This window comes from Flexivirga meconopsidis (assembly GCF_026162425.1).
In the GTDB taxonomy this organism is placed as follows: domain Bacteria; phylum Actinomycetota; class Actinomycetes; order Actinomycetales; family Dermatophilaceae; genus Flexivirga; species Flexivirga meconopsidis.
This window is the reverse complement of the sequence record NZ_JAOBQJ010000006.1, coordinates 204,069-227,536: the sequence shown is the minus strand read 5'-3', so window position 1 is coordinate 227,536 and position 23,468 is coordinate 204,069. Positions and strand designations below refer to the sequence as shown.

General features: G+C 69.3%; 24 protein-coding genes. 9 read left to right on the top strand and 15 right to left on the bottom strand.

The features are described from left to right. Positions 1–61 precede the first annotated feature (61 nt). Both N2M23_RS20360 and N2M23_RS20355 read right to left on the bottom strand, forming a co-directional pair. Complete coding sequence (locus N2M23_RS20360; RefSeq protein ID WP_265448115.1) at positions 62–1,045, bottom strand: hypothetical protein; 984 nt, start codon at positions 1,043–1,045, stop codon at positions 62–64. Between the two features lie 81 nt (positions 1,046–1,126). After that, positions 1,127–2,341 carry an MFS transporter gene (locus N2M23_RS20355; protein WP_265448128.1) on the bottom strand — a complete coding sequence of 405 codons (1,215 nt, stop codon included), beginning with the start codon at positions 2,339–2,341 and terminating at the stop codon, positions 1,127–1,129. A 165-nt stretch (positions 2,342–2,506) separates the two neighbouring features. Here N2M23_RS20355 and N2M23_RS20350 point away from each other — a divergent pair, with 165 nt between their 5' ends. The 3 genes from N2M23_RS20350 (at position 2,507) to N2M23_RS20340 (ending at position 4,243) form a co-directional block, all read left to right on the top strand. Next, complete coding sequence (locus tag N2M23_RS20350) at positions 2,507–2,959, top strand: MarR family winged helix-turn-helix transcriptional regulator (protein WP_265448114.1); 453 nt, start codon at positions 2,507–2,509, stop codon at positions 2,957–2,959. Positions 2,960–3,033: 74 nt separating this feature from the next. Then, positions 3,034–3,645 carry a ClpP family protease gene (locus N2M23_RS20345; protein ID WP_265448113.1) on the top strand — a complete coding sequence of 204 codons (612 nt, stop codon included), beginning with the start codon at positions 3,034–3,036 and terminating at the stop codon, positions 3,643–3,645. A gap of 1 nt (position 3,646) precedes the next feature. Beyond that, positions 3,647–4,243 carry a ClpP family protease gene (locus N2M23_RS20340; RefSeq protein ID WP_265448112.1) on the top strand — a complete coding sequence of 199 codons (597 nt, stop codon included), beginning with the start codon at positions 3,647–3,649 and terminating at the stop codon, positions 4,241–4,243. Here N2M23_RS20340 and N2M23_RS20335 read toward each other — a convergent pair. Next, the gene (locus N2M23_RS20335) at positions 4,240–4,554 is read right to left on the bottom strand and encodes a helix-turn-helix domain-containing protein (RefSeq protein WP_265448111.1); all 315 of its coding nucleotides are present in this window, start codon (positions 4,552–4,554) and stop codon (positions 4,240–4,242) included. The two genes, N2M23_RS20340 and N2M23_RS20335, sit on opposite strands and share 4 nt — an antisense overlap. A 79-nt stretch (positions 4,555–4,633) precedes the next feature. Then, a complete protein-coding gene (locus N2M23_RS20330) occupies positions 4,634–5,914 on the bottom strand; it encodes an MFS transporter (protein ID WP_265448110.1) in 1,281 nt (426 codons plus the stop codon). A gap of 92 nt (positions 5,915–6,006) precedes the next feature. On the opposite strand from N2M23_RS20330, the gene N2M23_RS20325 reads away from it, so the two are divergent. Beyond that, a complete protein-coding gene (locus N2M23_RS20325; RefSeq protein ID WP_265448109.1) occupies positions 6,007–7,089 on the top strand; it encodes a LacI family DNA-binding transcriptional regulator in 1,083 nt (360 codons plus the stop codon). Between the two features lie 8 nt (positions 7,090–7,097). Beyond that, positions 7,098–7,574, top strand: coding sequence for an HIT family protein (locus tag N2M23_RS20320; protein WP_265448108.1), 477 nt, complete (start codon positions 7,098–7,100; stop codon positions 7,572–7,574). 15 nt (positions 7,575–7,589) lie between these two features. Here the strand turns inward: N2M23_RS20320 and N2M23_RS20315 are convergent, their stop codons facing one another. From N2M23_RS20315 to N2M23_RS20300, 4 genes are all read right to left on the bottom strand, one after another. Next, positions 7,590–8,564, bottom strand: a complete 975-nt coding sequence (locus N2M23_RS20315) for an alpha/beta hydrolase (protein ID WP_265448106.1) — start codon at positions 8,562–8,564, stop codon at positions 7,590–7,592. Positions 8,565–8,664: 100 nt separating this feature from the next. Next, positions 8,665–12,075: an error-prone DNA polymerase gene (locus N2M23_RS20310; protein WP_265448105.1), complete on the bottom strand. Its 3,411-nt coding sequence runs from the start codon at positions 12,073–12,075 to the stop codon at positions 8,665–8,667. 15 nt (positions 12,076–12,090) lie between these two features. Then, a complete protein-coding gene (locus N2M23_RS20305; protein WP_265448104.1) occupies positions 12,091–13,677 on the bottom strand; it encodes a DNA polymerase Y family protein in 1,587 nt (528 codons plus the stop codon). Beyond that, positions 13,674–14,282, bottom strand: a complete 609-nt coding sequence (locus N2M23_RS20300; RefSeq protein WP_265448103.1) for a hypothetical protein — start codon at positions 14,280–14,282, stop codon at positions 13,674–13,676. The genes N2M23_RS20305 and N2M23_RS20300 overlap by 4 nt, the downstream gene beginning before the upstream one ends. A 44-nt stretch (positions 14,283–14,326) precedes the next feature. Here N2M23_RS20300 and N2M23_RS20295 point away from each other — a divergent pair, with 44 nt between their 5' ends. Then, positions 14,327–15,136, top strand: coding sequence for an alpha/beta fold hydrolase (locus tag N2M23_RS20295; protein ID WP_265448102.1), 810 nt, complete (start codon positions 14,327–14,329; stop codon positions 15,134–15,136). A gap of 54 nt (positions 15,137–15,190) precedes the next feature. Here N2M23_RS20295 and N2M23_RS20290 read toward each other — a convergent pair whose 3' ends face one another. After that, positions 15,191–15,709: a ferritin gene (locus N2M23_RS20290; RefSeq protein WP_265448100.1), complete on the bottom strand. Its 519-nt coding sequence runs from the start codon at positions 15,707–15,709 to the stop codon at positions 15,191–15,193. 237 nt (positions 15,710–15,946) lie between these two features. Here N2M23_RS20290 and N2M23_RS20285 point away from each other — a divergent pair, with 237 nt between their 5' ends. Next, positions 15,947–17,305 carry an HNH endonuclease signature motif containing protein gene (locus tag N2M23_RS20285; RefSeq protein ID WP_265448099.1) on the top strand — a complete coding sequence of 453 codons (1,359 nt, stop codon included), beginning with the start codon at positions 15,947–15,949 and terminating at the stop codon, positions 17,303–17,305. Positions 17,306–17,343: 38 nt separating this feature from the next. On the opposite strand, the gene N2M23_RS20280 is transcribed toward N2M23_RS20285, so the two are convergent. From N2M23_RS20280 to msrA, 5 genes are all read right to left on the bottom strand, one after another. Then, complete coding sequence (locus N2M23_RS20280) at positions 17,344–17,634, bottom strand: GNAT family N-acetyltransferase (RefSeq protein WP_265448098.1); 291 nt, start codon at positions 17,632–17,634, stop codon at positions 17,344–17,346. Positions 17,635–17,680: 46 nt separating this feature from the next. Next, positions 17,681–18,646: a zinc-binding dehydrogenase gene (locus tag N2M23_RS20275; protein WP_265448096.1), complete on the bottom strand. Its 966-nt coding sequence runs from the start codon at positions 18,644–18,646 to the stop codon at positions 17,681–17,683. 80 nt (positions 18,647–18,726) lie between these two features. Continuing rightward, positions 18,727–19,119 (bottom strand): type II toxin-antitoxin system VapC family toxin, encoded by a 393-nt coding sequence (locus N2M23_RS20270; protein ID WP_265448095.1) that lies wholly within the window; start codon positions 19,117–19,119, stop codon positions 18,727–18,729. A 20-nt stretch (positions 19,120–19,139) separates the two neighbouring features. After that, positions 19,140–19,376 (bottom strand): type II toxin-antitoxin system Phd/YefM family antitoxin, encoded by a 237-nt coding sequence (locus N2M23_RS20265; protein WP_265448094.1) that lies wholly within the window; start codon positions 19,374–19,376, stop codon positions 19,140–19,142. A 26-nt stretch (positions 19,377–19,402) separates the two neighbouring features. Further along, on the bottom strand, positions 19,403–20,107 hold the full coding sequence (msrA, locus tag N2M23_RS20260) for a peptide-methionine (S)-S-oxide reductase MsrA (protein ID WP_265448093.1): 705 nt from the start codon (positions 20,105–20,107) through the stop codon (positions 19,403–19,405). Positions 20,108–20,198: 91 nt separating this feature from the next. On the opposite strand from msrA, the gene N2M23_RS20255 reads away from it, so the two are divergent. Next, positions 20,199–21,254 carry a GNAT family N-acetyltransferase gene (locus N2M23_RS20255; RefSeq protein ID WP_265448092.1) on the top strand — a complete coding sequence of 352 codons (1,056 nt, stop codon included), beginning with the start codon at positions 20,199–20,201 and terminating at the stop codon, positions 21,252–21,254. 4 nt (positions 21,255–21,258) lie between these two features. Here the strand turns inward: N2M23_RS20255 and N2M23_RS20250 are convergent, their stop codons facing one another. Then, positions 21,259–22,503: a hypothetical protein gene (locus N2M23_RS20250; RefSeq protein ID WP_265448090.1), complete on the bottom strand. Its 1,245-nt coding sequence runs from the start codon at positions 22,501–22,503 to the stop codon at positions 21,259–21,261. 122 nt (positions 22,504–22,625) lie between these two features. Here N2M23_RS20250 and N2M23_RS20245 point away from each other — a divergent pair, with 122 nt between their 5' ends. Then, positions 22,626–23,417: a hypothetical protein gene (locus N2M23_RS20245; protein WP_265448088.1), complete on the top strand. Its 792-nt coding sequence runs from the start codon at positions 22,626–22,628 to the stop codon at positions 23,415–23,417. The last annotated feature ends 51 nt before the right edge of the window (positions 23,418–23,468 follow it).

The following is a 23,468-nucleotide window of genomic DNA, read 5'->3' as shown; positions in this document are numbered from 1 at the left end:
GCGCAAAGACGCGTGGCCGGCACCTCGCACGGTGCCGGCCACGTGGCTTTGGGTTTTGCGTTTAGTAGGTGATCGTGATGGAGCCCGGACCACCGTCCGGGGCGCCGCCGTTGCCGGCGCCGCCAGGGCCCGCGCTGATCTGCACCGACGGTCCGACGTAGTTGGATCCGGCGCCGCCGCCACCGCCGGCGGTGACCGTACTGCGGCTGGCAACCCCGCCGGAGCCGCCACCGGCATACCCGCCGCCGCCACCGCCGGACCCCGTGCCGACCGTGGTGGAGGAAGTCGAGTTGATCGTCACTCCGGCTCCGCCGTTGCCGCCGCCTTGATTGCCGGTGCCGGCGGCACCGCCGGCGACTCCGGGGCGGGAGACGCCGGTGCCCGAGCCACTCGACGTGCCGGCTGGACCTGCGGCCCCCGGCGTGCCAGCGGTGGCTCCGGCTCCGCCGGGTCCCGCCGCGGTGGTGGCGCTGTTGCTGGCTGTGGTGCGGCCACCCGCCGAGCTGCCGCCGGCCGCATTGCCACCAGGTCCGCCGGTGATCTGATTGGAGGTGCCCGTGACGCTCGCGGAGCCGGTGCCGCCGCCACCGCCGGCGACGACGAGGGGCGTCGCGCCGATGAGGATGGCGCTTCCGCCGCCACCGCCACGACCGCGCACGGTGGTCGCTTGGCCGACACCGCCGGCGCCGCCATTGCCGAAGCCCTGACCGCCCGCGTTCCGGTTGGCGCCGAGCCCTCCCGCACCGACCACGAGGGTCAGTGCGGTGCCCGACGAACTGGCCGGCATCGTGATCGTGCCCGAGTAGGTCGCGCCCTGTCCGCCGGGCACCGAGCTGACGCCGCCGCCACCGCCGCCGGTCACCGTGAAGGTGACAGTGCGCACGGATGCCGGTACGAGGTGGGTCACCGTCTGGTAGCCGGTCCAGGTCTGGGAGAAGCCGTTGCTCGCGGCGCTGGCAGGTGCTGCCGATGCGACGGCGACCACCGGCGCCGCCCAAGCGGCCCCCTTGGCGATGGTGCGGCGGGATGGCAGGTCGTGCGGCATGCGGACGGCTTTCTGTCGTGTGTGGGGGAGCAGCTGACGGGTGCCGAGGGTCTCGATGACACCTGACCTATTTGGCCTAGATCAGCGCAATGTGGACGGTAGCACGTCGGCGTGACATCCGGTCAAGCCATCCGTATGACGCAGCTCACGTGCGCGACGCCGGGTGGCGGCCTCAGCCAGCACGAGCACGACGAGTGCGCCGGCGGTCATCGCCGCGCCCACCCAGATCGGTGAGGCGTAGCCGAGGCCCGCGGAGATCGTCAGGCCGCCGAGCCAGGCGCCGATGGCGTTACCGACGTTGAAGGCCGCGATGTTCGAGCCCGACGCGAGGGTCGGCGCGTGATCGGCATACGACATGATCCGCATCTGCAGGGCGGGCACGGTTGCGAAGCCGAACAGGCCCATCAGCAGGAGCGAGACGATCGCCATCGGACGGGACGCGGCGGTCGCGGCGAACAGCACCATCGCTGCCGCCAGTGCGGTGAAGACGACGTAGAGCGTCCGCGGGACGGACCGGTCGGCGGCCTTGCCGCCCACCGCGTTGCCGACGAAAAGCCCTGCGCCGAAAAGGATCAGCAGCCACGGCACCGCCCCGGCCGGGAAGCCGGACAGGTCGGTGAGGGTGAAGGCGATGTAGGTGAACGCACCGAACATGCCGCCGAAGCCGAGCACGGTCATGCCGAGCGACAGCCAGACCTGAGGCTCGCGGAACGCCCGCACCTCGGCCCGCAGGTCGGGTCGCACGGTCGACGTCCCGGCCGGGACGAGTGCCGCGAGTCCGGCGAACGCGACGACACCGATCACGGTGATCGCCCAGAACGTCGAGCGCCAGCCGAACTGCTGGCCGAGCAGGGTGCCGAGCGGCACGCCGAGGACATTGGCGATCGTCAGGCCGCCGAACATGATGGCGATGGCGCCCGCCTTCTTGGCCGGCTCGACCATCGACGCGGCGACGACCGAGCCGATGCCGAAGAAGGCTCCGTGACACAAGGCCGCCAGCACCCGCCCCGACAGCAGCACGGCGTATGACGGGGCAAGCGCGGAGAGCAGGTTTCCCGCGATGAAGAGGATCATCAGGCCGAGCAGCGCCCGTTTGCGCGGGACGCGGGTGAGTGCCGCGGTCATCAGCACGGCGCCGATGGCGACGGCCAGTGCGTATCCGGTGATCAGCCAGCCGGCGCTGGCCTCGGTGACGCCGAAATCGTCTGCGACGTCAGGCAATAGGCCGGCGATGACGAATTCGGTGAGGCCGATGCCGAAGCCGCCGAGCGCGAGTGCGACCAAGCCGATGGGCATGTTCGTGGTCACTTTCGTTGCGTAGGTGAGTGGGACGCTGCTCATCTTGCGTAGGCAGGTATCCCGCGTGTGCAACAAAACTAGTTGCACGCGCGGGATATTGCAAACGCGGGTATAGTGGTGTGCAACACGTCGCCGTCCGGCGACCGGACCCGGAGGACGGACATGGGCATTGCCGACGACGCGGTGGAGATCCGCGCGCAGGGCTGGCGCACCCTCGCTGCGCTGCACGGACTGATCGACCAGGCCCTCGAGCGGGCGTTGAGCGCCGAACACGGTTTGTCCGTCGTGGAATTCACCGTGCTCGATGCCCTCTCGCGCCAGGACGGTTGGCACATGCGCATGCAGCAGTTGGCACGCGCGGCGGCGCTGTCGAGCAGCGCGACGACCAGGTTGGTGACGCGGCTGGAGGATCGCGGGCTGCTGCAGCGCGTGCTTTGTGCCGACGACCGGCGTGGCATCTACACCGAGCTGACCCCGAAAGGTTCGGCCCTGCTCGCCGACGCCCGGCCGACCTACGACCGCAGCTTGCACGACACGTTGGACGACGCGCGCGAGCGACCCGAGCTGGCCCGCCTGGTCGATGTCCTGGAGCAGCGACCGGTGAAGGCCGGCTGACGAGCTGCCGATCTCTTGCTGCCCACGGCAGCAAGAGATCGCCAATTACGTTGTGCGGCAGTGATGCTGGCTGCATGACCGATGAACAGCCTCGTCCACCCCATCCACTCAGCCGGCAGGTCGCCGAGCATCTGCTCGAGCAGCGCGTCATCGTGCTCGACACCGCGCTGGACGACGAGATCGGCACCCGGCTGATCTCCCAACTCTTCCTGTTGTCCGCGGACGACGGTCGCGCCGACATCAGCCTCTGGATCAACTCACCCGGTGGTTCGGTGCCCGCAATGCTCGCGATCATGGACGTGATGCACGCGATCCCGAACGACGTGTCCACGCTCGCACTCGGAATCGCATGCAGCGCAGGGCAATTCCTGTTGAGCGCGGGAGCGCCCGGCAAGCGGTTTGCCCTGCCGCACTCCAAGATCCTGATGCACCAGGGGTCGGCGGGCATCGCCGGCACCGCCGTGGACATCGAGCTGCAGGCCGATGACCTGCGGCAGACCCGCGACACCGTGCTCGGCCTCATTGCCGAGCACACGGGACAACCGGTGGCCCGAATCTTCGAGGACTCGTTGCGCGACCGCTGGTATACGGCGCAGCAGGCCGTCGACTACGGCTTCGTCGACCGGATCATCGACTCGGTCGAGTCGATCAAGCCGCGCAAATCGCCTGTGGGACTGGGGGTTTGAGATGTCGACGTACACGATCCCCAACGTCGTCTCCTCGTCAGCACGGGGTGACCGCGTCATGGACGTCTACAGTCACCTGCTGACCGAGCGGATCGTCTACCTTGGCACCGAGGTCGACGACGGCGTCTCCAACGCGCTGATCGCACAGATCCTGCATCTGGAGGCGACCGCGCCCGAACGCGAGATCAACCTCTACATCAATTCACCGGGCGGATCGCTCACCGCGACCTTCGCGATCTACGACGCGATGCGGTTCGTGCGGTCGCCGGTGGCGACCACCTGCGTCGGGCAGGCGTGCTCGACAGCGGCGATCCTGCTCGCTGCGGGTGAGCCTGGGCGGCGCAGTGTGCTGCCGCATTCGAGGGTGTTGCTGCACCAGCCGTCCGGGCGCGGGCAGGGTGCGATCCCGGACCTGATCCTGGCCGCCGACGAGGTGATCCGGGTGCGCGCCGAGGCCGAGGAGATCCTGGCCCGGCATACCGGACAGGGGGTGGAGGCCCTGCGCAAGGACACCGACCGGGACCGGATCTTCACCCCGATCGAGGCCGTTGACTACGGACTCGCCGACCAGGTGGTCGCCTACCGCGAGGGCGACTAGGCGGCGAGGGCAACCGGCCCGCGCGGTGCCGTGGCGAAGGTCTCCCGGCGCAGGTCGCGCACGGTGAGGTCGGTCACCTCGGTGAGCGTGAAACCCAGGGCGCCCGCGACCGCCGCGACAATCTCGGATGACGGGTCCTTGCGGCCACGCTCGATCTCCGAGAGGTACTGCGGCGAAATGCCAGCAATGGCAGCGGTGTTCGTCAGCGTCATGCGACGGTGTCGACGCAGTTGGCGCAGGCGGGTGCCGAGCACCTCGCGCCAGAGAGGCTCCACCGGTCGGATCTGTCGCAACTGCCGCACGTCACCCATCTCCCGACCGTATGACGGCAGTCCTCGGCCGCGCCGCAGTTTCTGCTGAGAGCAGAACCACCGCTCGGTCGGTGGTGCCTTAGCGGGCGGCGAGCGGCCGCTCGGGGCGTTCCGGCTCGCGGACCGACGGCACCAGGAGCAGCGCCAGCGTGGCAGCCGCGCCGACGGCGAGCAGGGCGTGCAGCACGCCGACGTGTTCGCCGAGGAAGCCGAGCAGCGGCGGGCCGGCGAGGAAGGCGGTGTAGGCGATCGTGCTGACCACCGAGATGCGTGCGTGCGCCTGCGCCGGGTCGTCCGCCGCGGCACTCATCCCGACCGGGAAGCCGAGCGAGACTCCGACGCCCCAGACGACGACCCCGGCATACGCGATTGGCGTGGAGCCGAAAACGACTGCGAGACAACCGAGCACGGCGAGTGCGAAGGCACAGCGCAGGACCGGCACCCGGCCGTGCCGGTCGAGAATGGCGGTGCCGGTGATACGACCGATCGTCATGAAGGTGAGGAAGGTGGCGAAGGCCAGCACGCCGGCCCACTTGGGCACGTCGTGCCCCTCGACGAAGGCCACGGACAGCCAGTCGTTTGCGGTGCCCTCGGTGAACCCCGCTGCGAGTGTGACCACGCCGATGAGCAGGACGCGAGGGTCGAGCCACGCGGACAGGTGACTCGACTTCCCTGCGGGTTCGGTTGCGGAGTCTGGGTTTTCGGGCTTCTCAGAGCTCTCGGGCTCGGAGGTGACTTCACCGAGCGCGCGGAATCCGCCGACCGCCCACGCCGTACCTGCGGCCAGCAGTGCCATGACGACGATCACGTGAAGCCAGACCGGCACGCGCAGCGCGGTCAAGCCGGCGCCGAGCAGCGCGGCCGCGACAGTGCCGCCACTGAACATCGCGTGGAAGCGCGGCATGATCGAGCGGCCGAGGTGCTGCTCGACGACGGTGCCCTCGAGGTTCATCGCGACGTCCCAGATGCCCACGCCCCAGCCCGCGACGAAGAGGCTGGCCGCCGCGAGCCAGAGCTGGTGGGTGCCGATGCCGATCGCGGACACGGAGTAGCCGAGAGTGGTCGCGGCCGAGCCGGCGAGCACCGTGCGCCGCGCGCCGAAGCGGCCGGCGATCCAGCCCGACATCGGCAGCCCGAGCACGCTGCCGAGCGCGCCGGCGAGCAGGAAGAGGCCCAGCTGTCCGGCGGACAGGTGCAGCAACGATTTGGTGTCGGGGATGCGCGAGGCGTAGGTGGCGAAGGCCGCGCCGTTGAGTGCGAAGACGATCATCACCGAGCGTGAGGCGCGGCGGACCGCGTCCGGGGCGGGTGAGCCCGGGCGGGTCGGTCGGTCGTCGCGCAGCTCGTCCACCGTGGCCACGGTGCTCCTCCCGGGGTAAGTGCGGAGTCGGCGGGGCGACTCCGGATGCCGTCGAATCGATTCGATCGAATCGATTCGATAGTCTGCTGCACATGCCCTCACGTGGTCAAGCCGGAACCGCCGCCCGAGTGACGCTGCGCGATGTCGCCGGGCTCGCCGGTGTCTCGATGTCGACCGCGTCCCTGGTCTTCAGTGGCAACAAGCCGGTCGCGGAAGACACCGCGGGCCGGGTGCGGGACGCTGCCGAACGACTCGGCTACACCGGGCCGCACCCGATGGCCTCCTCGTTGCGGCACGGCCGAAGCGGAGTGATTGCCGCAGTGGTCGAGCGGCGCATCCTGCACGCCTTCCGTGATCCGTATGTCGTCGCGGTGCTCGACGGCTTGTCCCAGGTGGTGGGGGAGATGGGCTCGGGGCTGCTGCTGTTGCCCGACGCGACGGAAGGGCACGGCGACCCGGGCCCGCAGGTTTCCCGCATCGTCGCGGACGCTGCCGTCTTCATGCTGTGCGGGGACGAAAACAATGCATTGGCAGCGCAATTCGCCGCCCGCGGCGTGCCAGTGGTCGGCACGGGCGCGCCCTGCGGCCCGGGCATCGTGCAGGTCGAGGTGCCTGAGCGGGACGCATCGGCGCAGGTGGCCCGTCACCTGCGCGACCTGGGCCACCGCACGGTCGGGCACATCATGATGCCGCTCGCGTGGGGCAACGAGACCGGCTTGCGCACGCTGGACACCGTGCGACGGAGCCATTTCCCGGACACCCGCGAGCGCGCGCTGGGCGTGCGGGACGTCTTTCGCCGGGCCGCCTTGGTGGAGGCGGCGGAGGCCGATTTCGACTCCGGGTATGCCGCGGCGAACCTCCTGCTGGACCGCCCCGACCCGCCGACCGCGATCATCGCGCAGAGCGACCTGCTGGCCGCCGGCGCCGTGCAGGCGGCCAGCGATCGCGGCCTGCGAGTGCCCGAGGATCTCTCGGTCACCGGCTTCGACGGGGTGTCACTGCCGTGGTTCGGGCGGGAGCTCACCACGATCGACCAGCGACCGCTCGAGAAGGGACGGGCCGTCGGCGAGGTCGTGCGCGACCTGCTCGCCGGTGACGAGGTCGGCGACGTGTCGTTCGAGGTGTCGCTGCGGGTCGGTGACACGACCGGCCCGGCGCCCGTCGGGCGTCGGTGAGCCGGCCCGTGCCCGGGGCCAGCAGCTGGCGGCATGAGCCGGCGCTCTATCGCTGTCCGTTCTGTGCGTTCCTGCGCGGGGAATTCAACGCGAACAACGCGGCGTCGGACCTGGTGGTGCGTCGCGACCTGGCGTTCGCGCGTGTCGCACCGAAGTGGTGGGCCCGCAACGACGGCGGCGTTCTCGTCATACCGAACGACCACGTGGAGAACCTCTACGAACTGCCGCCCGAAGCCGGTCACGCGGTGTGGGACCTGGCGCGAGACGTCGCGATCGCGATGCGCGAAACCTATGGGTGCCAAGGGGTTTCGCTGCGGCAACACAACGAGCCGGCCGGCGATCAGGACGTGTGGCATCTGCACGTCCACGTGCTGCCGCGCTATGCGGGTGACGATCTCTACGCGCGACACCGGGAGTCGCGCTGGGCGGATGCGGCCGAGCGTGCCGTTTATTCGGAACGGTTGCGTGCGGCGCTGACGGCGTGATCCTGTCGGTGCGGCTCAGACGGGGAGCTTGTCGGCCAGGAACCTCAGGTAGTCGTTCGAGGCCTCCTCGAACGGCGCGCCGAGGTAGATGTCGAAGTGACCGACGTCGTACTCCTTGCCCGTGCCGTTGGGGGCCTTGGCGGCGTACCCGCGAGTGGGCTCGGGTGGGGCGACGGTGTCCTTGCTGCAGATCGCGAAATAGGTCGGTGCCTCGATCGCGGAGGTCGCCCAGCCCGGGAAGTAGGCGGGGATCTGCGCGGCGACACGAGCGCCGACCTTGTTGATCCAGTCGACACCGGGCGGGACCAGCGCGTGGATGCCGTCCCAGACGTCGGCGGCGTTCATCAAAGCGACGTCGTTCGGGTGCCCGGCGAGCGGGATGGTGACCATCTGGCCGACCGCGCTGGCTGCGATGTCCGCCGTGGCGAGCGCGCCTGCCCCGGCGATCGCCACCGGGCCGATCGTCGCGGTCGATGCCGCGCCGTCAGTGAAGGGGCATTGCGAAATCACCGCTGCGACACGGGGATCCGCCGCCGCCACCTTGAGAACGTGGCCGCCGGAGAAGGACGTGCCGAAGATGCCGACTCGGTCCGGGTCAACCCCGGGCAGCTGCCGGGCCCACGCGATTGCGGCGTGCCAGTCCTGCAACTGACTGGTGATGTCGAGCAGCTGGCGCGGCCGGCCAGTGCTGTTTGCGAAGAAGCGGTAGTCGAAAGCGACCACGACATACCCGGCGTCGACGAACTTGCGCGCGTAGGCGTCGAGGCCCATCTCCTTGATGCAGCCGAGGCCGTGCGCGGTCACGATGACCGGCCGACGCCCGCTGGTGTCGGCGGTCGGGCGGTAGAGCCAGCCGGCCAGCTGCTCACGATGACTGGGGATCCAGACGTCGGCGCGCGGTGGTGCTGCGGCGCTTGCCGATGGCGCGAAGGCGACCGTGGCGCCGGTGGCGGCGAGACCGGTGAGGAAGGTGCGACGGGTGGTGGCCATGAGCCCTCCAGATGTCGTGTCGGCTGTCAACGACGGTAACGCCTCTGGTTACGGTCAAGTCAATAGTGCGTGCCGGATCTGTCACTGCGGGCCGCGCGAGTCACTGGAAGTCACGCGACCTGACCTGCACGTGGATGGTGAGGTGTTCGAGCCGGTCGGCGACCAGGTTGATCACGCCGTCCTCGGAGCGTTCCAGCACGCCGCGCACCACCATGGCCGGCGCGGACCGGGCGATGCGCCGGTAGCGGTGCCACACACCGCGCGACACGATGACATTGAGGATGCCGGTCTCGTCCTCCAGGTTGACGAAGGTGATGCCGCCTGCGGTCGCCGGACGCTGGCGGTGCGTGACGACCCCACCCACGTGCACCCGCCGACCGGTCTCGAAGTGCCGCAGCTGCGTGATGGGCAGCACTCCACGGGCGTCCAGGTCGGCTCGGGTATGACGCATCGGGTGGTCCTGCGGGCTGATGCCGGTCGCCTGAAGGTCGTGCACGAGCAGCTCGCCGATGCTCAACTCGGGCAGCAACGGTGGCTGGTAGGGCACCCGCACTTCCAGCTGGTTGCCCCGGATCGACGCAGCCTCGGCCGACTGCCATAGCGCGTCGCGGCGCGACCCGGAGATGCTGTCGAGTGCCCCGGACAGCGAAAGAGCCTCCATTTGCTCGGTGTTCAGCTCTGCCCGGCGTGCCAGGTCGGCCAGGTCGCGGAACGGCCCGGACGCCTCACGTTGCTGCACGATGCGCTCCGCGGCGGCCTCGCCGAGTGCGGTGATGTCGGACAACCCGAGCCGCACCGCACACGGCCAGTCGCGCCGATGGTCCTGCCAGTCGGCCGGCGCGGCGGCATCGAAGTCGGGCACCTTGCCGGGGTTGTCGTGCAGGCACTCCTCGCGGCCGCCCGCGGTCATCGATCCGCCGGGCTGCTCCGGCTCGAGGTCGGCATACACATTGGAGCGATGTATGTCGGGGGAGCGCACCGAGACGCCGTGCCGCCGGGCGTCTCCGGTGAGTGTCTGTGGCGAGTAGAAACCCATCGGCTGGGAGCGCAGCAGGCCGGCGAGAAACGCTGCGGGGTAATGCAATTTGAGCCATGAGCTGGCGTAGACGAGCACCGCGAAACTGAGCGCGTGCGACTCGGCGAAACCGAAGTTGGCGAACGCCTCGATCTTGGTGTAGATCTCGTCGGCGAGCTCGTCGGTGATGCCGTTGCGCGCCATACCTGCGTAAAGCTTGTCGCGCAGCCGGTCGATGCGTTCGACGCCGCGCTTGGAGCCCATCGCCCGGCGCAGCAGATCGGCGTCGGTCGAGCTGCAGTCGCCCACCGCGATCGCCATCTGCATCAGCTGCTCCTGGAAGAGCGGCACCCCGAGGGTGCGCTCGAGCACCGGCTCGACCAGGGGGTGCGGGTAGGTGATGTCCTCCTTGCCGGTGCGTCGCCGGATGTAGGGGTGGACCGCGCCGCCCTGGATCGGGCCGGGCCGGATCAGCCCGATCTCGACCGCGAGGTCGTAGAAGCTGCGCGGCTTGAGCCGGGGAAGGGTGCCCATCTGGGCGCGGCTCTCGACCTGGAACACCCCGATCGAGTCGGCGCGGCACAGCATGTCGTAGACGCCGGGCTCCTCCTTGGGGATCGTCTCGATGCGCCAACGCTCGCCGAGGTGCTGCTCGACCAGGTCGAAGGTGTGCTGCAGAGCGGCCAGCATGCCGAGTCCGAGCAGGTCGAACTTCACCAGTCCCATCCAGGCGCAATCGTCCTTATCCCATTGCAGGACAGTGCGATCCACCATCCGAGCATGCTCGATCGGGCATACCTCGCCCACCGGCCGGTCGGTGAGCACCATGCCGCCGGAGTGGATGCCGAGGTGCCGTGGATAGCTCAGCACCTGGCGTGCCAGCTCGATGACGGGAGCGGGTATGTCGTGATCCTGGCTGGAGATCTCCGCACCCCACCGCTCCACCTGCCGGGACCAGGCATCCTGCTGCCCCTGGCTCGCGCCGAGTGCCTTGGCCATGTCACGAACGGCGTTCTTTGGACGGTAGGTGACGACGTTGGCGACCTGGGCGGCGTTGCGTCTGCCGTACGTGCGGTAGACGTGCTGGATGACCTCCTCGCGCCGGCGGGAGTCGAAGTCGACGTCGATGTCGGGCGCTTCCTCACGCAGCTCGGACAGGAAACGCTCGAAGGGCAGCTCGTAGTAGATGGGATCGATCACGGTGATGCCGAGCACGTAACACACGGCCGAGGCCGCCGCCGAGCCACGACCCTGACACAGGATGCCCTGGCTGCGGGCAAACTCGACGATCTCGTGGACGATCAGGAAATATCCCGGAAAGTCTTTCTTCTCAATGACATTCAGCTCTCGTTCGAGCCGGGCGTATGCCGCATGGTTGTCCGCCGGATAACGCTCCGGCGCACGCTGCATGGTGATTGCCCGCAGGTAGCTCATCGGGGTGTGCCCGTCGGGCACCTCCTGCCGCGGCAGTCGCGGAGAGGCTGCGCGCAGACTGAAACTCAGCTCGTCGGCGAGCTCGACCGTGCGCTGCACCGCTCCGGGGAAGCGGCCGAACCGCGCCGCCATCTCCGCGCCGCTGCGCACGTGAGCGCCGGAGTGGCCCGGCAGCCAGCCGTCGAGCTCTTCCAGGCTGCGCCGCGAGCGGACAGCCGCCAACGCGGTGGACAACGGATACTGCGTGGGCGTCGCATAGTGCACTGCATTGGTGGCGACGACCTCGGCGCCGGCGGCCGCGGCCACTGCGGCAAGCTGATCACACCGGCTGCTGTCGCCCGGGTCGCCATGGTCGGTCAGCTCGACGTAGACGTTCGCCTTGCCGAAAAGCCCTTGCAGTCGTCGTAATTCGGCGGTTGCTGCTTCGGCACCGCGGGTGCGCAGGGCGTGCGGCACGCTGCCCTTGCGGCAACCGGTGAGCACCACCCAGTGACCGTCCGCCTCCTCGGCGAGAGCGTCCAGATCGTAGACCGGGCGGCCCTTCTCCGCGGTGTCGGCGAGCTGCGCCTCGGTGATCGCGCGGGCCAGCCGGCGGTAGCCCTCCTCGCGGCGGGCGAGCACCAATAGGTGCGTGCCGTCGGGGTCGGCCATGCCGTTCTGCGGAGCGGTCAGCCCGAGGGAGAGCTCTGCGCCATACACCGTTGCCAGGCCGTAGCTTTCGGCGGCTTCCGCCATACGGACGATGCCGTAGAGGCCGTCGTGATCGGTGATCGCGAGTCCGTGCAGCCGCAGTCGGGCCGCCTCGGTGACCAGGTCCTCTGGGGCGGCGGCACCGTCGAGGAAGCTGTAGTGCGAGTGTGCGTGCAACTCGGCGTAGGGCACGACCGGTCCGGGCTCGACGTCGAAATCGGCCGGTTGGAAGGGCTTTCGCTTGCGTGAGAAGACCGGCCCGTCACCGCCGTCGGCTGGCTGCCCACGCACGGTCCGGTCTTCCGGGCGTATCCCGTGGGACAGCGCCTGCTCCAGCTGCGACCAGGGGATGGCCGGATTGCTCCAGCCCATCAGTGCCGCCGTGCGTCAGTCATAGCGTGCCTCGATCCACCACGAACTGCCTTCGGTGAGTGCCAACCACGCCGTGGACTGGTTGTCGATGAGCTGAAACCTGTTGATGTCGCGTTGTTTTCGCCACCACCGCTGCCGCACCGGCCAAGGGCCGGCCCAGGCGGTGATGCGGCGCCGCCCGTCATCGGGCAGGTGCAGCCATGCAGGAGCTCCGCTGACCCCTCCCCGGTCGTCGACGGTGATCGGGGCGCCGTGTTCGGTGGTCACCTGCGCTTGACGGGCCTGGCTGAAAACGGTCGGCGGTGCCGGGCCGGGCACGGTCCCCGGCCAGGGTTGTTCGAGTCGGCGCTCGCGGGTGGTCGGCAGCGCGTCACCCCACGGTCGCAGCACCCGTCGCTCGTGCAACAGCCGGCCTCCGGCGACCGCGCTGGTGAGCACGCCCTCGTGGCCCAGTCGATGTTGCAGCCCGGTGAGGGCATGCTCGACCTTCTCATCCGGTCGGTCGCCCCAGAGAGCAGTTGCGTGATGCGCTGTGCTGTCGAGGGATTCGGGCATGACGTGCACCGCGAGCACCGCTGCGGGCAGACCGTCGTCGTCGACGGTGACGGCATCCGCGGCCAGATCCTCCAGCTGCCAACGCACCCGGTCGAGCACCTCGGCGCGGCCGAACTGCCATGGGTGGCGCCATTGCTGCTCCAGCAGGGTGCCCGGCTCGACTTGCACGGTCACTCGGATTTCGGTGCAGATCAACGAAGCCCGGGTCAGGGTCTCGACGAAGCCGGTCGCCGCCGGCTCGCATTGGGCGACGATCTGCTCAAGATGGACAGCGGGTGGGTCGAAGGTCACCGACATACCGAGGTCGGGTGGCAGAGTGCGGGGGCTGAGAGTGGGTGAGTCCTCGCCGTGAGCGAGTTGGTGGGCGTGCAGGCCGGCGGCGCCGAAGCGGGCGTGCACCTGCTCGCGGGGGAGATCGGCAAGATCTCGCAAGGTGCGAATGCCCATGCGTTGCAACAGGTTTGCAGTGCGTTTGTCGCTCACGGTGGTCACCGAAAGTCCGGCGAGGAAATGGGTGGAAGCGCCTGGTGGGATCAGCCGGATCGGGCGCCCGGGAGTGGTCGCATAGGCGGCGTGCTCGGCAGTGAAGAAGCCGTCGGCGACTGCGCCTCGCAGGTCCACGGACAGGCGCAACTCACCCTTGGCGTGGGATCGCACGTGGTCGAGCAAGGCACGAGCGGCCGACTCCTCTCCGCCGTAGAACCGGGCGGCGCCCTTGGCGCGGACGGCGGCTAGGCCGGGCCGGATCACCTGCACATCCGGGATCTTCTCCTCGACGGCGTGCAGCATCGGCTCGAAGGCGCGGGCCTCGGCGATCGGGTCGTGAGGCAGCACGATCAGGTCGGGGCAACGATGTTGCGCCTGGCGGATGCGCAGCCCGGTCTCGACTCCTTCGGCCGCGGCGGCGGCCGAACGGGCCACGACCAGACCGCGGTCGACCAGCGCCAGTGGCGCGTCGTGCGGGACGCCTTGGGTCAACTGCACCGCCAGCACTGGCCAGTCGGGGCACCACAGCATGAGCACCCGCAGCGGGTCGGGCCCGATCATGGCCGCACCGGCACCGCGAACTCGGCCTGGCGCCGCCGATGACGTTCGGTGACCTCCAGTCGCACCCGCCCGGCACTGAGATGGCCGTGGCCCTGGTGCAGCCCGCGCCATTCGACGACCTGACCGGTGAGCTCCGCGACCGCGCGCGGCCAGGGGCCGAGTACGACCAGGGTGCTGCCACTGGTCCGCAACCGGGCGAGCAGCCGGGACACCTCGCCGGGGGAGATGCGGTCCGGCGGGGCGGCCACGACCAGCGCGGTGACTTCGGCCAGCGCGGCGATCACCGTGGTCCAGTCGGCGGGGTCGAAACGCGGCACCAGGGCCAGGCGGTCGAGTTGCACACCCCACTCGGCGGCGGCCTCGACGCCCAGGTCGGGCACCCCGACGACCCCGCACCACGAGCCGGCGAGAGATGGTCCGGCAAGCAGCGCGAGCGCGGCCGTCATCGAGCCGCGCAGCGAGTAGACCGCGCCGCTGCGCAGTCCGTGCGGGAAGATGTCGGCGAACACTTCGTGCACCGGCACACCCGCCGTGACCGGTGCGCTGTCATGGCGGGCGAGCAGTTTGGTCAGCTCGGCAACGGTGGCCGTGGGAGTGGTCGCCATACGAACTATGATCGAACGTGTGTTCGAAGTAGTCAAATGCGAGAATGCCGATCGTGATCGAGGCCGGCGCATGGCAGACCTTCTCGCGGGCAGACGTCGAGCTGGCGTATGCCGATGTGGGCGACGGGCCCGACGCGATCGTGCTGCTGCACGGACTCGCGGGCACCGCGGAGGAGTGGTCCGGCACGATGCGGGCGCTCCGCGGCTCCCATCGACTGGTCGCGCTCGACCAGCGCGGTCACGGCCGTTCGACGAGGCGACCGCGCGAGGTCACCCGGGATGCGTATGTCGGCGACGTCGTGGCACTCCTCGAGCGCGTCGGAGCTCCGGTCACGCTGGTCGGGCAGTCGATGGGTGGCCACACGGCGATGCTGGTTGCAGCCGAAAACCCTGGATTGGTAAGAAAACTCGTCATGGTCGAGGCGGGTGTCGGCGGAGCGCAGGACGACGCCCTCGACGGACTGAGTCGATGGCTGCACGGCTGGCCCGTGCCCTTCGCCGACCGTGACGAGTTTGCCGACTTCTTCGACGGCACGCCGTCCGCAGCGCAGGCGTGGGCCGACGGGCTCGAGATCGGACCGGGCGGCCTGCTTCCGCGGTGGGATGCCGACGTGCTGGTGGAAGCGATCCGCCCGGTGCTGGTCATGCCGCGCTGGCGGGCCTGGGAAAAGGTCACTGCGCCGACGGAATTGGTGTTGGCCGAGCGCAGTCTGCTGGATGCTGCGCAGGTGGAGCGCATGGTCGCGACTCGGCCCGGCATACGGGTCAGGACGATTGCCGGCGCCGGTCACGACCTGCACCTCGACCAGCCGCTGGAATGGATCGCAGCCCTGCGCGAGGTGGTGGCGACATAGCGAGCGGGGCATTCACCAAAAGGTGAATGCCCCGCTGGCAGAATGGCTTTCGGGTCAGCCGGCGGCGTTCTCGGTGGTTGCCACCGGACGCTGCGCCAGGTCCTCGTCCAGGCGCAGCAGGCCCGGGCCGTCATTGTTGATCAGCTTGACCCGACCGATGATCTCGTCGACCGTTGCCTCTTCCTCGACCTGCTCGCTGACGAACCACAGCAGCAGCGGGCGTGAGTCGAGGTCGCTGTCCTTCTCGCTGGCGGTGTAGAGGCCGCGGATCGACTCCGACACCCGACGCTCGTGCGCCAGGGCGGCCTCGAAGACCTGCAGGACGTTCTTCGCCGACACCTTCGGTGCCGGGATCGCACCGATGACCGGGTGGTTGCCGCGGTCGCTCAGGTGGTCGATGAACTTGTTGGCGTGCACGATCTCCTCGTCCGCCTGGTGCCGCAGCCAGGCGGCGATGCCCGGCAGATCGGCGTCCTCCATCTCGATGGCGAGTTGCCGGTAGACCATCGACGACTCGAACTCGAGCGTGATCTGCTCGTTGAACTTCTTCTCCAGGGCGGGCTTCATCTTCATGCCCCTGAGCCTAGGCAACGGACAGTGGTGTTGCCAGGCATGTTTGCCTCACCTTGGCAAGGTGCGGCTTGCCTGTTGTTCTGCTGTTGCCCCGTCAACGCGGCGGTCTTCGCGCTTGCTGAGGCGCTCGAGTGCCTGGAGTTGCGGGGGCGTGGTTGAATCCGGTGCCTTGTCAGTGGGGCCAAGTATGATATTGGCAACAACGAAAACTACTGCGGCGGAAGGAGATTCGAGTCCATGTCTCTCGATCGTGCCGTGTCGCTGCCGGATCGTCCGGAGGTGCCGGACGGGGCATCGCGGGTGCCGGTTGAGCCGGGTCGAGGTCCGGTCGTGCTGGAGCGGGTGCGGGAGCTTGCGGCGTTGCTGGACGAGGTGCCGGACGTCGTCCATCAGCTCGGCGACGGACAGGTGGAGTTGTTGACGCAAGTGTTGTTGCGGCTGCACGGGCGGTCGGCTCAGGTTGCCGCGGTGGTCACCGCGGATGCGGTGGACCGGGGCACGGTTGCGTCCTCGACGGCGGCGAACACCACCCAATGGGTATGCCGTCACGCCGCGGCGGCTGGGGTGCCGGTCGAACCGGTGGAGGCGAAGTCGATCGCGGTGGTGGCGGAGGCGTGCCGGGAACCGAAGAACGCGGTGATCGCGGCCGCGGTCGCGCAGGGCAGCTGCACGGTGTCGACGGCGCGGGCCGCGTTGACCCATGCGGACAAGGTCGCGCCGGTGGTGCCGTTCGCGGACCGGGGTGAGGTGTTGTCGTGGTTCCTGCAACTGGACCCGGGCCTGGGTGTGCGTGGTGTGCAGGCGTTGACCCGGAAGATCTTGGCGACCTACGCATCGGAGGCGTTGTCGGCGCAGGACGCGAAACTCGAGCAGGTCGAAACCCTGACCTGGGGCACCACGGCCACGGGGATGACGCGGTTGGTGGCGGAGTTGGCGCCGGCGAATGCTGCGGTGGTGAAGGCGGCGATCACCGCCGGGTCCGCACCCCGACCCGCCACCACCGGTGGCGGGGATCCCGGTCGCGGTACTGAGGTCGTGCGGGATGAACGCACCCCGGGCAAACGCCGAGCGGACGCGTTACTGGACCTCGTCACCGCGGGCGCGCGCGTCGCGATCGCCGGCAACGCCCCAGTCGGGTCCGCAGCGACGATCCTGCTCACCATGAACCTCAAGTCGCTCACCGACGGCATCGGCGGGGCAACCACCCCGACCGGGGACGTGCTCGACGCGGGAGCGGCCCGGCGGGCCGCGTGTGACGCGGAGCTGATCCCGGCGGTGTTGGGTGGGCCGAGTCAGCCGTTGGATGTGGGCCGGCGAGAACGCCTGGTCACCAAGGGGTTACGCGCGGCCGTGCTCATACGCGATGGCCGGTGCACCTTCCCCGGCTGCGACCGTCCACCCGGTTTTTGCGAGGTCCATCATGTGACCCCGTGGTGGGCCGGCGGCGAAACCAGCCTGACGAACTCCGCCATGCTCTGCTGCCGACACCACCAAGAAGTCCACCGCCGAGGCTACACCGCACAAGTGCGCCCCGACGGTGTCACCTGGGACCTCACCGAGGGACGCATGGCCGGCCACAGCCGAACGGCCGCGTGACGGCTTCAGGCTCGGCCGCCCGGGCCGAGTGGCCAGGGTCAGGGTTGCGTGAGTGACTGGTATTCGGGGTGCTTGTCGATCCAGGCCTTGATGAACGGGCACGACGGCACGACCCGTCGCTCGCCGACGCTGCGCACGTCGTCGAGGGCGAAGCGCGCGATCGCGCCGCCGATGCCCTTGCCCTCGAACTTCGGGTCGACCTCGGTGTGCACAAAGATGATCACGCCGTCGGCCAGGTCATAGACCGCGAAGCCGGCCAGTGCACGGCCGACGTGCGCCTCGTAACGGCTCTGCGGCGGATTGTCCTGCACAGTGACGTCGTCGTTCATGTGCTCCATCCTCGTCCGAGTCGTCGCCGGTCGGGTGGGAAAACGCTCAGCGAGTGAGCACCAATTTGCCGCCGGTGCGACCGTCGATCATCGCCTCGAAGGCTTCCTTGGCGCGTTCCATCGGCAGCTCCTGTCCGATGGCCGGCTGCAGCCCGGCCGTGGCGCAGTAGGAGAGCAGATCGGCGAACTCCGACCGGGTGCCCATCGTGGAGCCGAGCACTTGCAGCTGCAGGAAGAAGATGCGGGTCAGCTCGGCCGACTCCGGCTCGCCGGTGGTCGCGCCGCAGGTCACCAGGGTGCCGCCGGGGATGAGCGACTTGATCGAGTGCGACCAGGTCGCCTTGCCGACCGAGTCGAACACGACCGGGATCCGCTCGGGCAGTCGAGCCCCCGGCTCGAACACCTCGTCGGCGCCGACTTCCTTTGCCAATGCTCGCTTTTCGTCACTGGTGCCGGTGCACCACACCCGCATGCCGGCGGCCTTGCCGAGGGCGATCAGCGCGGTCGAGACGCCACCGCTGGCGCCCTGCACGAGCATCGTCTGGCCGGGTCGGATGCCCGACTTGGTGAAGAGCATCCGGTATGCCGTGAGCCACGCCGTACCGAGGCACGCCGCCTGCGCGAAGCTCAGCCCCGCGGGCTTGGGCAGCGCGTTGGCGGCCGGCACGACCACCTGGTCGGCGAATGTGCCCTGGTGCTGCTCGGTGAGCAGGGTGCGCTTGGGGTCGAGCGTCTGGTCGTCGGTCCAGCCGGCTTGGTTGACGACCGGATAGATGACGACCTCGGTGCCGTCGTCGAGGGTGCCGGCGGCGTCCATGCCGAGCGTCATCGGGAACTGCTCGGGCTTGATGCCGACCCCGCGCAGGGTCCAGACGTCGTGCAGATTGAGGCTCGCGGCCTTCACGTTGACCTTGACCCAGCCGTCCGGCACCTGCGGCTCGGGACGTTCGCCGACCACCAGGCCCTCCAGCGGCGCGTCCTTGTGGGGCTGGTCGGCGTACACGGCGAACATGGCTCTCCTCACGGGAAGGTGGCGGCTCCGTGCGCCACCTTAACCAGCCAGCCCCGGCGGCGTACTGATCGCTGTAGCCCTTAGCGTGCTTGCCGTTTCACGGCAACGACATTCAGTCCCTTGATGCCGCGGAAGTCGGCAGGGTTGGCGGTGTGAACGGGCAGGCCGCGCGAGAGCGCGGTGGCAGCGATCAGCGCGTCGTACGCCCGGGCGGTGGATTTGCGACCGCTCGCCCGCAAACCGGCGGCGATCTGACCGAAAGCACGCGCGGCGGCCGCGTCGAACGGGATCGGCTCGAAGTCCGTCTCCGCTTGCTGCAGGTGCGCCTGCCGCGCCGCGCGTTCTTCCGCGGTGCGCGCGACCAGCGGGCCGACAGAAAGCTCGGCCAGAGTTATCGACGTGATCAGCGGCACGTTCGGCAGGGAAGCTGGGTCGCAGTCGGCCAGGTCGATGAGGGTCGAGGTGTCGAGCACTCCCTCGGTGGACTCTGTTGTCACAGCGACGGATCGATGAGTCGGTCGATGTCGTCTCGCAGACCTCGTGCATCAACCCGAGGCAGTGCGCGTCGACGTTCGATCAGCTGGGTTGCGGTCAACGCACGGCGCGGGAGTGGGACGACCGCCGCAACCGGCTCGCCATCGCGAGTGATCGTGAGCGACTCGCCAGCGCCGACGCGAGCGAGAACGTCGGCGCTGCGATTGCGCAGATCTCGGACGGTGACCGGCTTCATGCAATCAGCGTATCACCGGTGATACATCAGCTCGGCGGCAGCACGTCCGCCTGGGCGGGCAGCTGGTCCTGACGCACCAGGCCGACCGGGCAGGTCATCCCGTTGGGGCCGTGGTTGCAGTAGCCGCCGGGGTTCTTGTGGAGGTATTGCTGGTGGTAGTCCTCGGCGTAGTAGAACGGTCCCGCCTTCGACGCCGGTTCGATCTCGGTCGAGATCTCGCCGAAACCGTTCGCGGCCAGCACCTTCTGGAACGCATCGCGGGTCGCGATCGCGGCCTGCTCCTGCTCGGGGGTGGTCCAGTAGATCGCCGAGCGGTATTGCGTGCCGACGTCGTTGCCCTGCCGGTTGGCGGTGGTCGGGTCGTGGTTCTCCCAGAACGCCTTGAGCAGCAACTCGGCCGACGTCTTGGCCGGGTCGTAGGCGACCAGCACCGCCTCGGTGTGACCGGTGCGGCCGGTGCAGGTCTCCTCGTAGGTGGGGTTCTCGGTGTAGCCGCCCATGTAGCCGGCGGCCGTCGTCACCACCCCCGGCTGCTGCCAGAAGATCCGCTCGGCGCCCCAGAAGCAGCCCATCGCGACATACAGCATCTGGGTGCCCTCGGGCCACGGCCCGTGCATCGAGGTGCCAAGCACCTCGTGCCGGTCGGGTATGCCGGGCAGCGGCTGCTTGCGGCCGGGCAGCGCCTCGTCAGGGGACACCATCGTGGTCTTGCGGCCGAGGAAGAAGTTCATGTCCTGGGAACGACGAAACCGGTCGAACCCTTCCCGGCCGCCGCGAATAATGAGTCGCTTCGCCGTCGGACGTAGACCAGACTGCGGCGGCGTGGACCCGCTGCGCATCGTGCCCGTCGACGGCCGCTCCGACGACCCGGCCGCTCGCGATCTCTTCGACCGGTGGGTCGACGCGCAACGGGCGTCGATGGCGTCGCTGCACACCGGGACCGACCCGAGCTGGTCGGCGAGCGAGCTGCGCACCATGCGGCGCACCCGCACCGACATCGGGTATGCCGACAGAGTCGCGCTCCGCGGACACACGGTGGTGGGGATGCTGGCTATCGCGATGCCCCTGCACGACAACCAGGACAACGCGCTGGTGATGTTGCACGTCCCACCCGAGCACCGCGGTGGGGGAGTCGGCAGTGCGTTGGCCGACGAAGCCGAAAGCATTGCGCGGCAAGCACATCGGACGATCCTCCAGGCCTTCACCGAGTATGACGCAGGCTCCGACGACATCGGCCGGTCGTTTGCCGAACGGCGCGGATTCGCGGTCGTCCAGACGATGCTCGGCAGCACGATGGCGCTGCCGGGTGATCGCGACCTACTCGGTCGCGCCACAGCGGCCGCGCGCCGGGAGGACGCTGCGGCATACGAGCTGGAGGTGTCGTGGGATGGGATCCCCGAGGATTGGCTGGCCGGCCGCGCGGAGCTGAGCCGGCGGATGAGCACCGACGCCCCGCAGGGGGACCTGAGCTGGGACGAGGAGGAGTGGACTCCGCAGCGGGTCGCCGACGACCTGCAACGGGTGGTGGACAGTGGGCGCCGCTTTGTCGAGGTCGTTGCCCGCGACGGGCGCAGTGGTCGCCTAGCCGGTTTCACCCGGCTGGAGGTGTCGACGCAAACGCCCGAACGCGCCTACCAACAGGACACTTTGGTGCTCCGCGAGGCGCGCGGCCACTCGCTCGGCCTGCGCATGAAGGCGACCGCGGCGCTCGCCATGATGGACGAGCTGCCGGCGGTCAGCGAGATCCGCACCTGGAACGCCGCCGACAACGAACCCATGCTCGCGGTCAACGCACGGCTCGGTTATCGGCCGGACGGCATACAAAGGGTGTGGCAGCGGCGCCTCGCCCCTGAACGAGGCGCCGCTCCCACTGGGTGACCGGTCAGGACTGACCGGAGTAGGTGATGGCGGTGACCTTGCCGCCAGAGACCGTGACCGTCGCGTAACGACCACGCGTGAGGCTGGTGATGCCCGAAGGCGCCTGGTACGGGCCGCCTTTCAGCTGCGCGAGGTCGATCGTCTCGTTTGGCTGCGTCGGGCCGTACACCTGCCGGTGCACCCAGTGCGGGATCGTCACGTTGCCGCCCTGGCCGGTCGGCACCGAGATCGACGCCGTGTCCGTCAATGCCATCTCGTATTCGCCGTCGGTGCGTTCCAGGCACAATCCGCTCTGGCTGCAGTCCGGGCCGGTGCGCAGGGCGGCCATCGGGATCAGCCCGAACTCCCCGGGGCCGCCAAGGGTGACGACCTGCCAGGTGCCGTCGGGCAGGCTCCGGCCGGTGCGCTTCGGTGCGGTCGCCTGCTGCGGCATCCGGTGCTCCGGGAGCCGTTTGCCCTGCACGATGTTGGTGCCGGTCAGCTGCAGCCCGTCGCCCACGCGCTTCCACGTGCGCTCGATCGGGTTCCTGGTCTGCATTGCGAAGGCCGCCTGCGCCCCTGGACCCCACATCGACAGGGTGCGCAAGCCCCCGGCGTTGAATTCGATATGCAACTCCAACCCGTTCTGGCCGAGTGCGGGCGCTTTGCTGGTGGTCTTCAGCGAGCCGTCGGCTTGGGCGACATACAGTCCCCACCCGGTGTCGCCGCGCCCGTAGGCGAGCGCCTGGCCGGTGCCGTCGCCGGTGAACGGCCCCCGCACGATGAAGGTCCCGTCCAGATCCCCGGCCAGCTTGCGCCCTTCGACGGTGATCGGCTCGTCGTCGCTGACCGGAGCCAGCAGCTTCCCGGTGAAGACCGGCTCCCAGGTCTCGCCGTCACCGGCCCAGATCACCAGAGTGTGCTGCTTCTCGATGGTCGCCCCCTGGTAGCCGCCGTCGACCGGCACCACGGCGGGCGTGCGGTAGCCGGTGTCCGCGGCGAGGTCGGCGCGCGCCTGCGAGAGCGTGGGTGCGGGCCGGCCGGGCGCCGACGGGTGCGACGACGACGGTCTGGCCGTCCGCGTCGCGGTGGAGGTGTGGGTCGCTGAGGTGCTCGATGACCCGGACGGTGTCGGCGCTGCCGTGGGCGTCACCGAGGAGGGCGCCGTCGCCGTCGGCTCCGGGGTGCCCATCGTCTCGTTGTTGCAGCCGCTCACGGCGATCGTTGCCGCCGTGGCTGCCAGCAGCGCGATCATCGGTGTGCGTTTCATCGGTCTCTCCTCGTCTGCCGGTTCCCCTCCGGGCGTTTCATTGGGCAGACGTCCTCCTCGCCCCGGACGTTGCGTGGTCGCTATGGGGCCGCCACCCCATCCGCTGACGTAGGTTGGGCGGTATGCCGCAGGGGGACACAGCCGCAGCAGCGGCCGAGTTGCGTGTCGACTTCGCCGGCGAGATCGCCGCCGTCACGCCCGGGGAGACGCTGCGCGTCGGTCGTGAGGGCGACCTGGTGCTCGACGACAACCCCTACCTGCACCGGCTCTTCCTGCAGTTCGTCAATCGGGACGGGATGTGGTGGATCTGCAACATGGGCAACCGGATCCCGGCGTCGCTCACCGACGAACAGGGATTGATGCGCAGCACGCTCGCCGCGGGCGCCGCACTGCCCATTGTGTTTCCGACCACCGTGGTGACCTTCTCGGCCGGGCGCACCACCTACGAGTTGCTCGTCGAGACCGATCAGGCGAGCTACGTCACGCCGTCACACCGTGCGTCGGTCGACGGCAGGACGACGCTTGCCCCGACCACCTTCACCGAGTCGCAGCGTCTCGCGATCCTCGCTCTCGCCGAGCCGGTGCTGCGCCGGGCAGGACTGGGAGCATGGGAGATTCCGGCCGCCGTCGATGCCGCCGCGCGGCTCGGCTGGACCCCGACCCGTTTCGGCCGCAAGATCGACAACGTCTGCGACAAATTGAGCCGCGCCGGGGTGCAGGGTTTGCACGGCGGAGCCGGCCAGGCGGCCACCAACCGGCGCATGCAGCTGGTCGAGTATGCCGTCTCGACCTTCCTGGTTACGCCGGACGACCTGCCGTTGCTGGACCGCGAGGCGGCGGCGAACCGTCATACGGGACAAGGCAAAGCGCCGACCCGAGGCAACGAGCAACGGCCCGGACCCCCTCGTCGGTGAGCTCGGCAACGCGCATGCGCCCACGTCGTGGCGGCGCACCGGCCGAGGCGT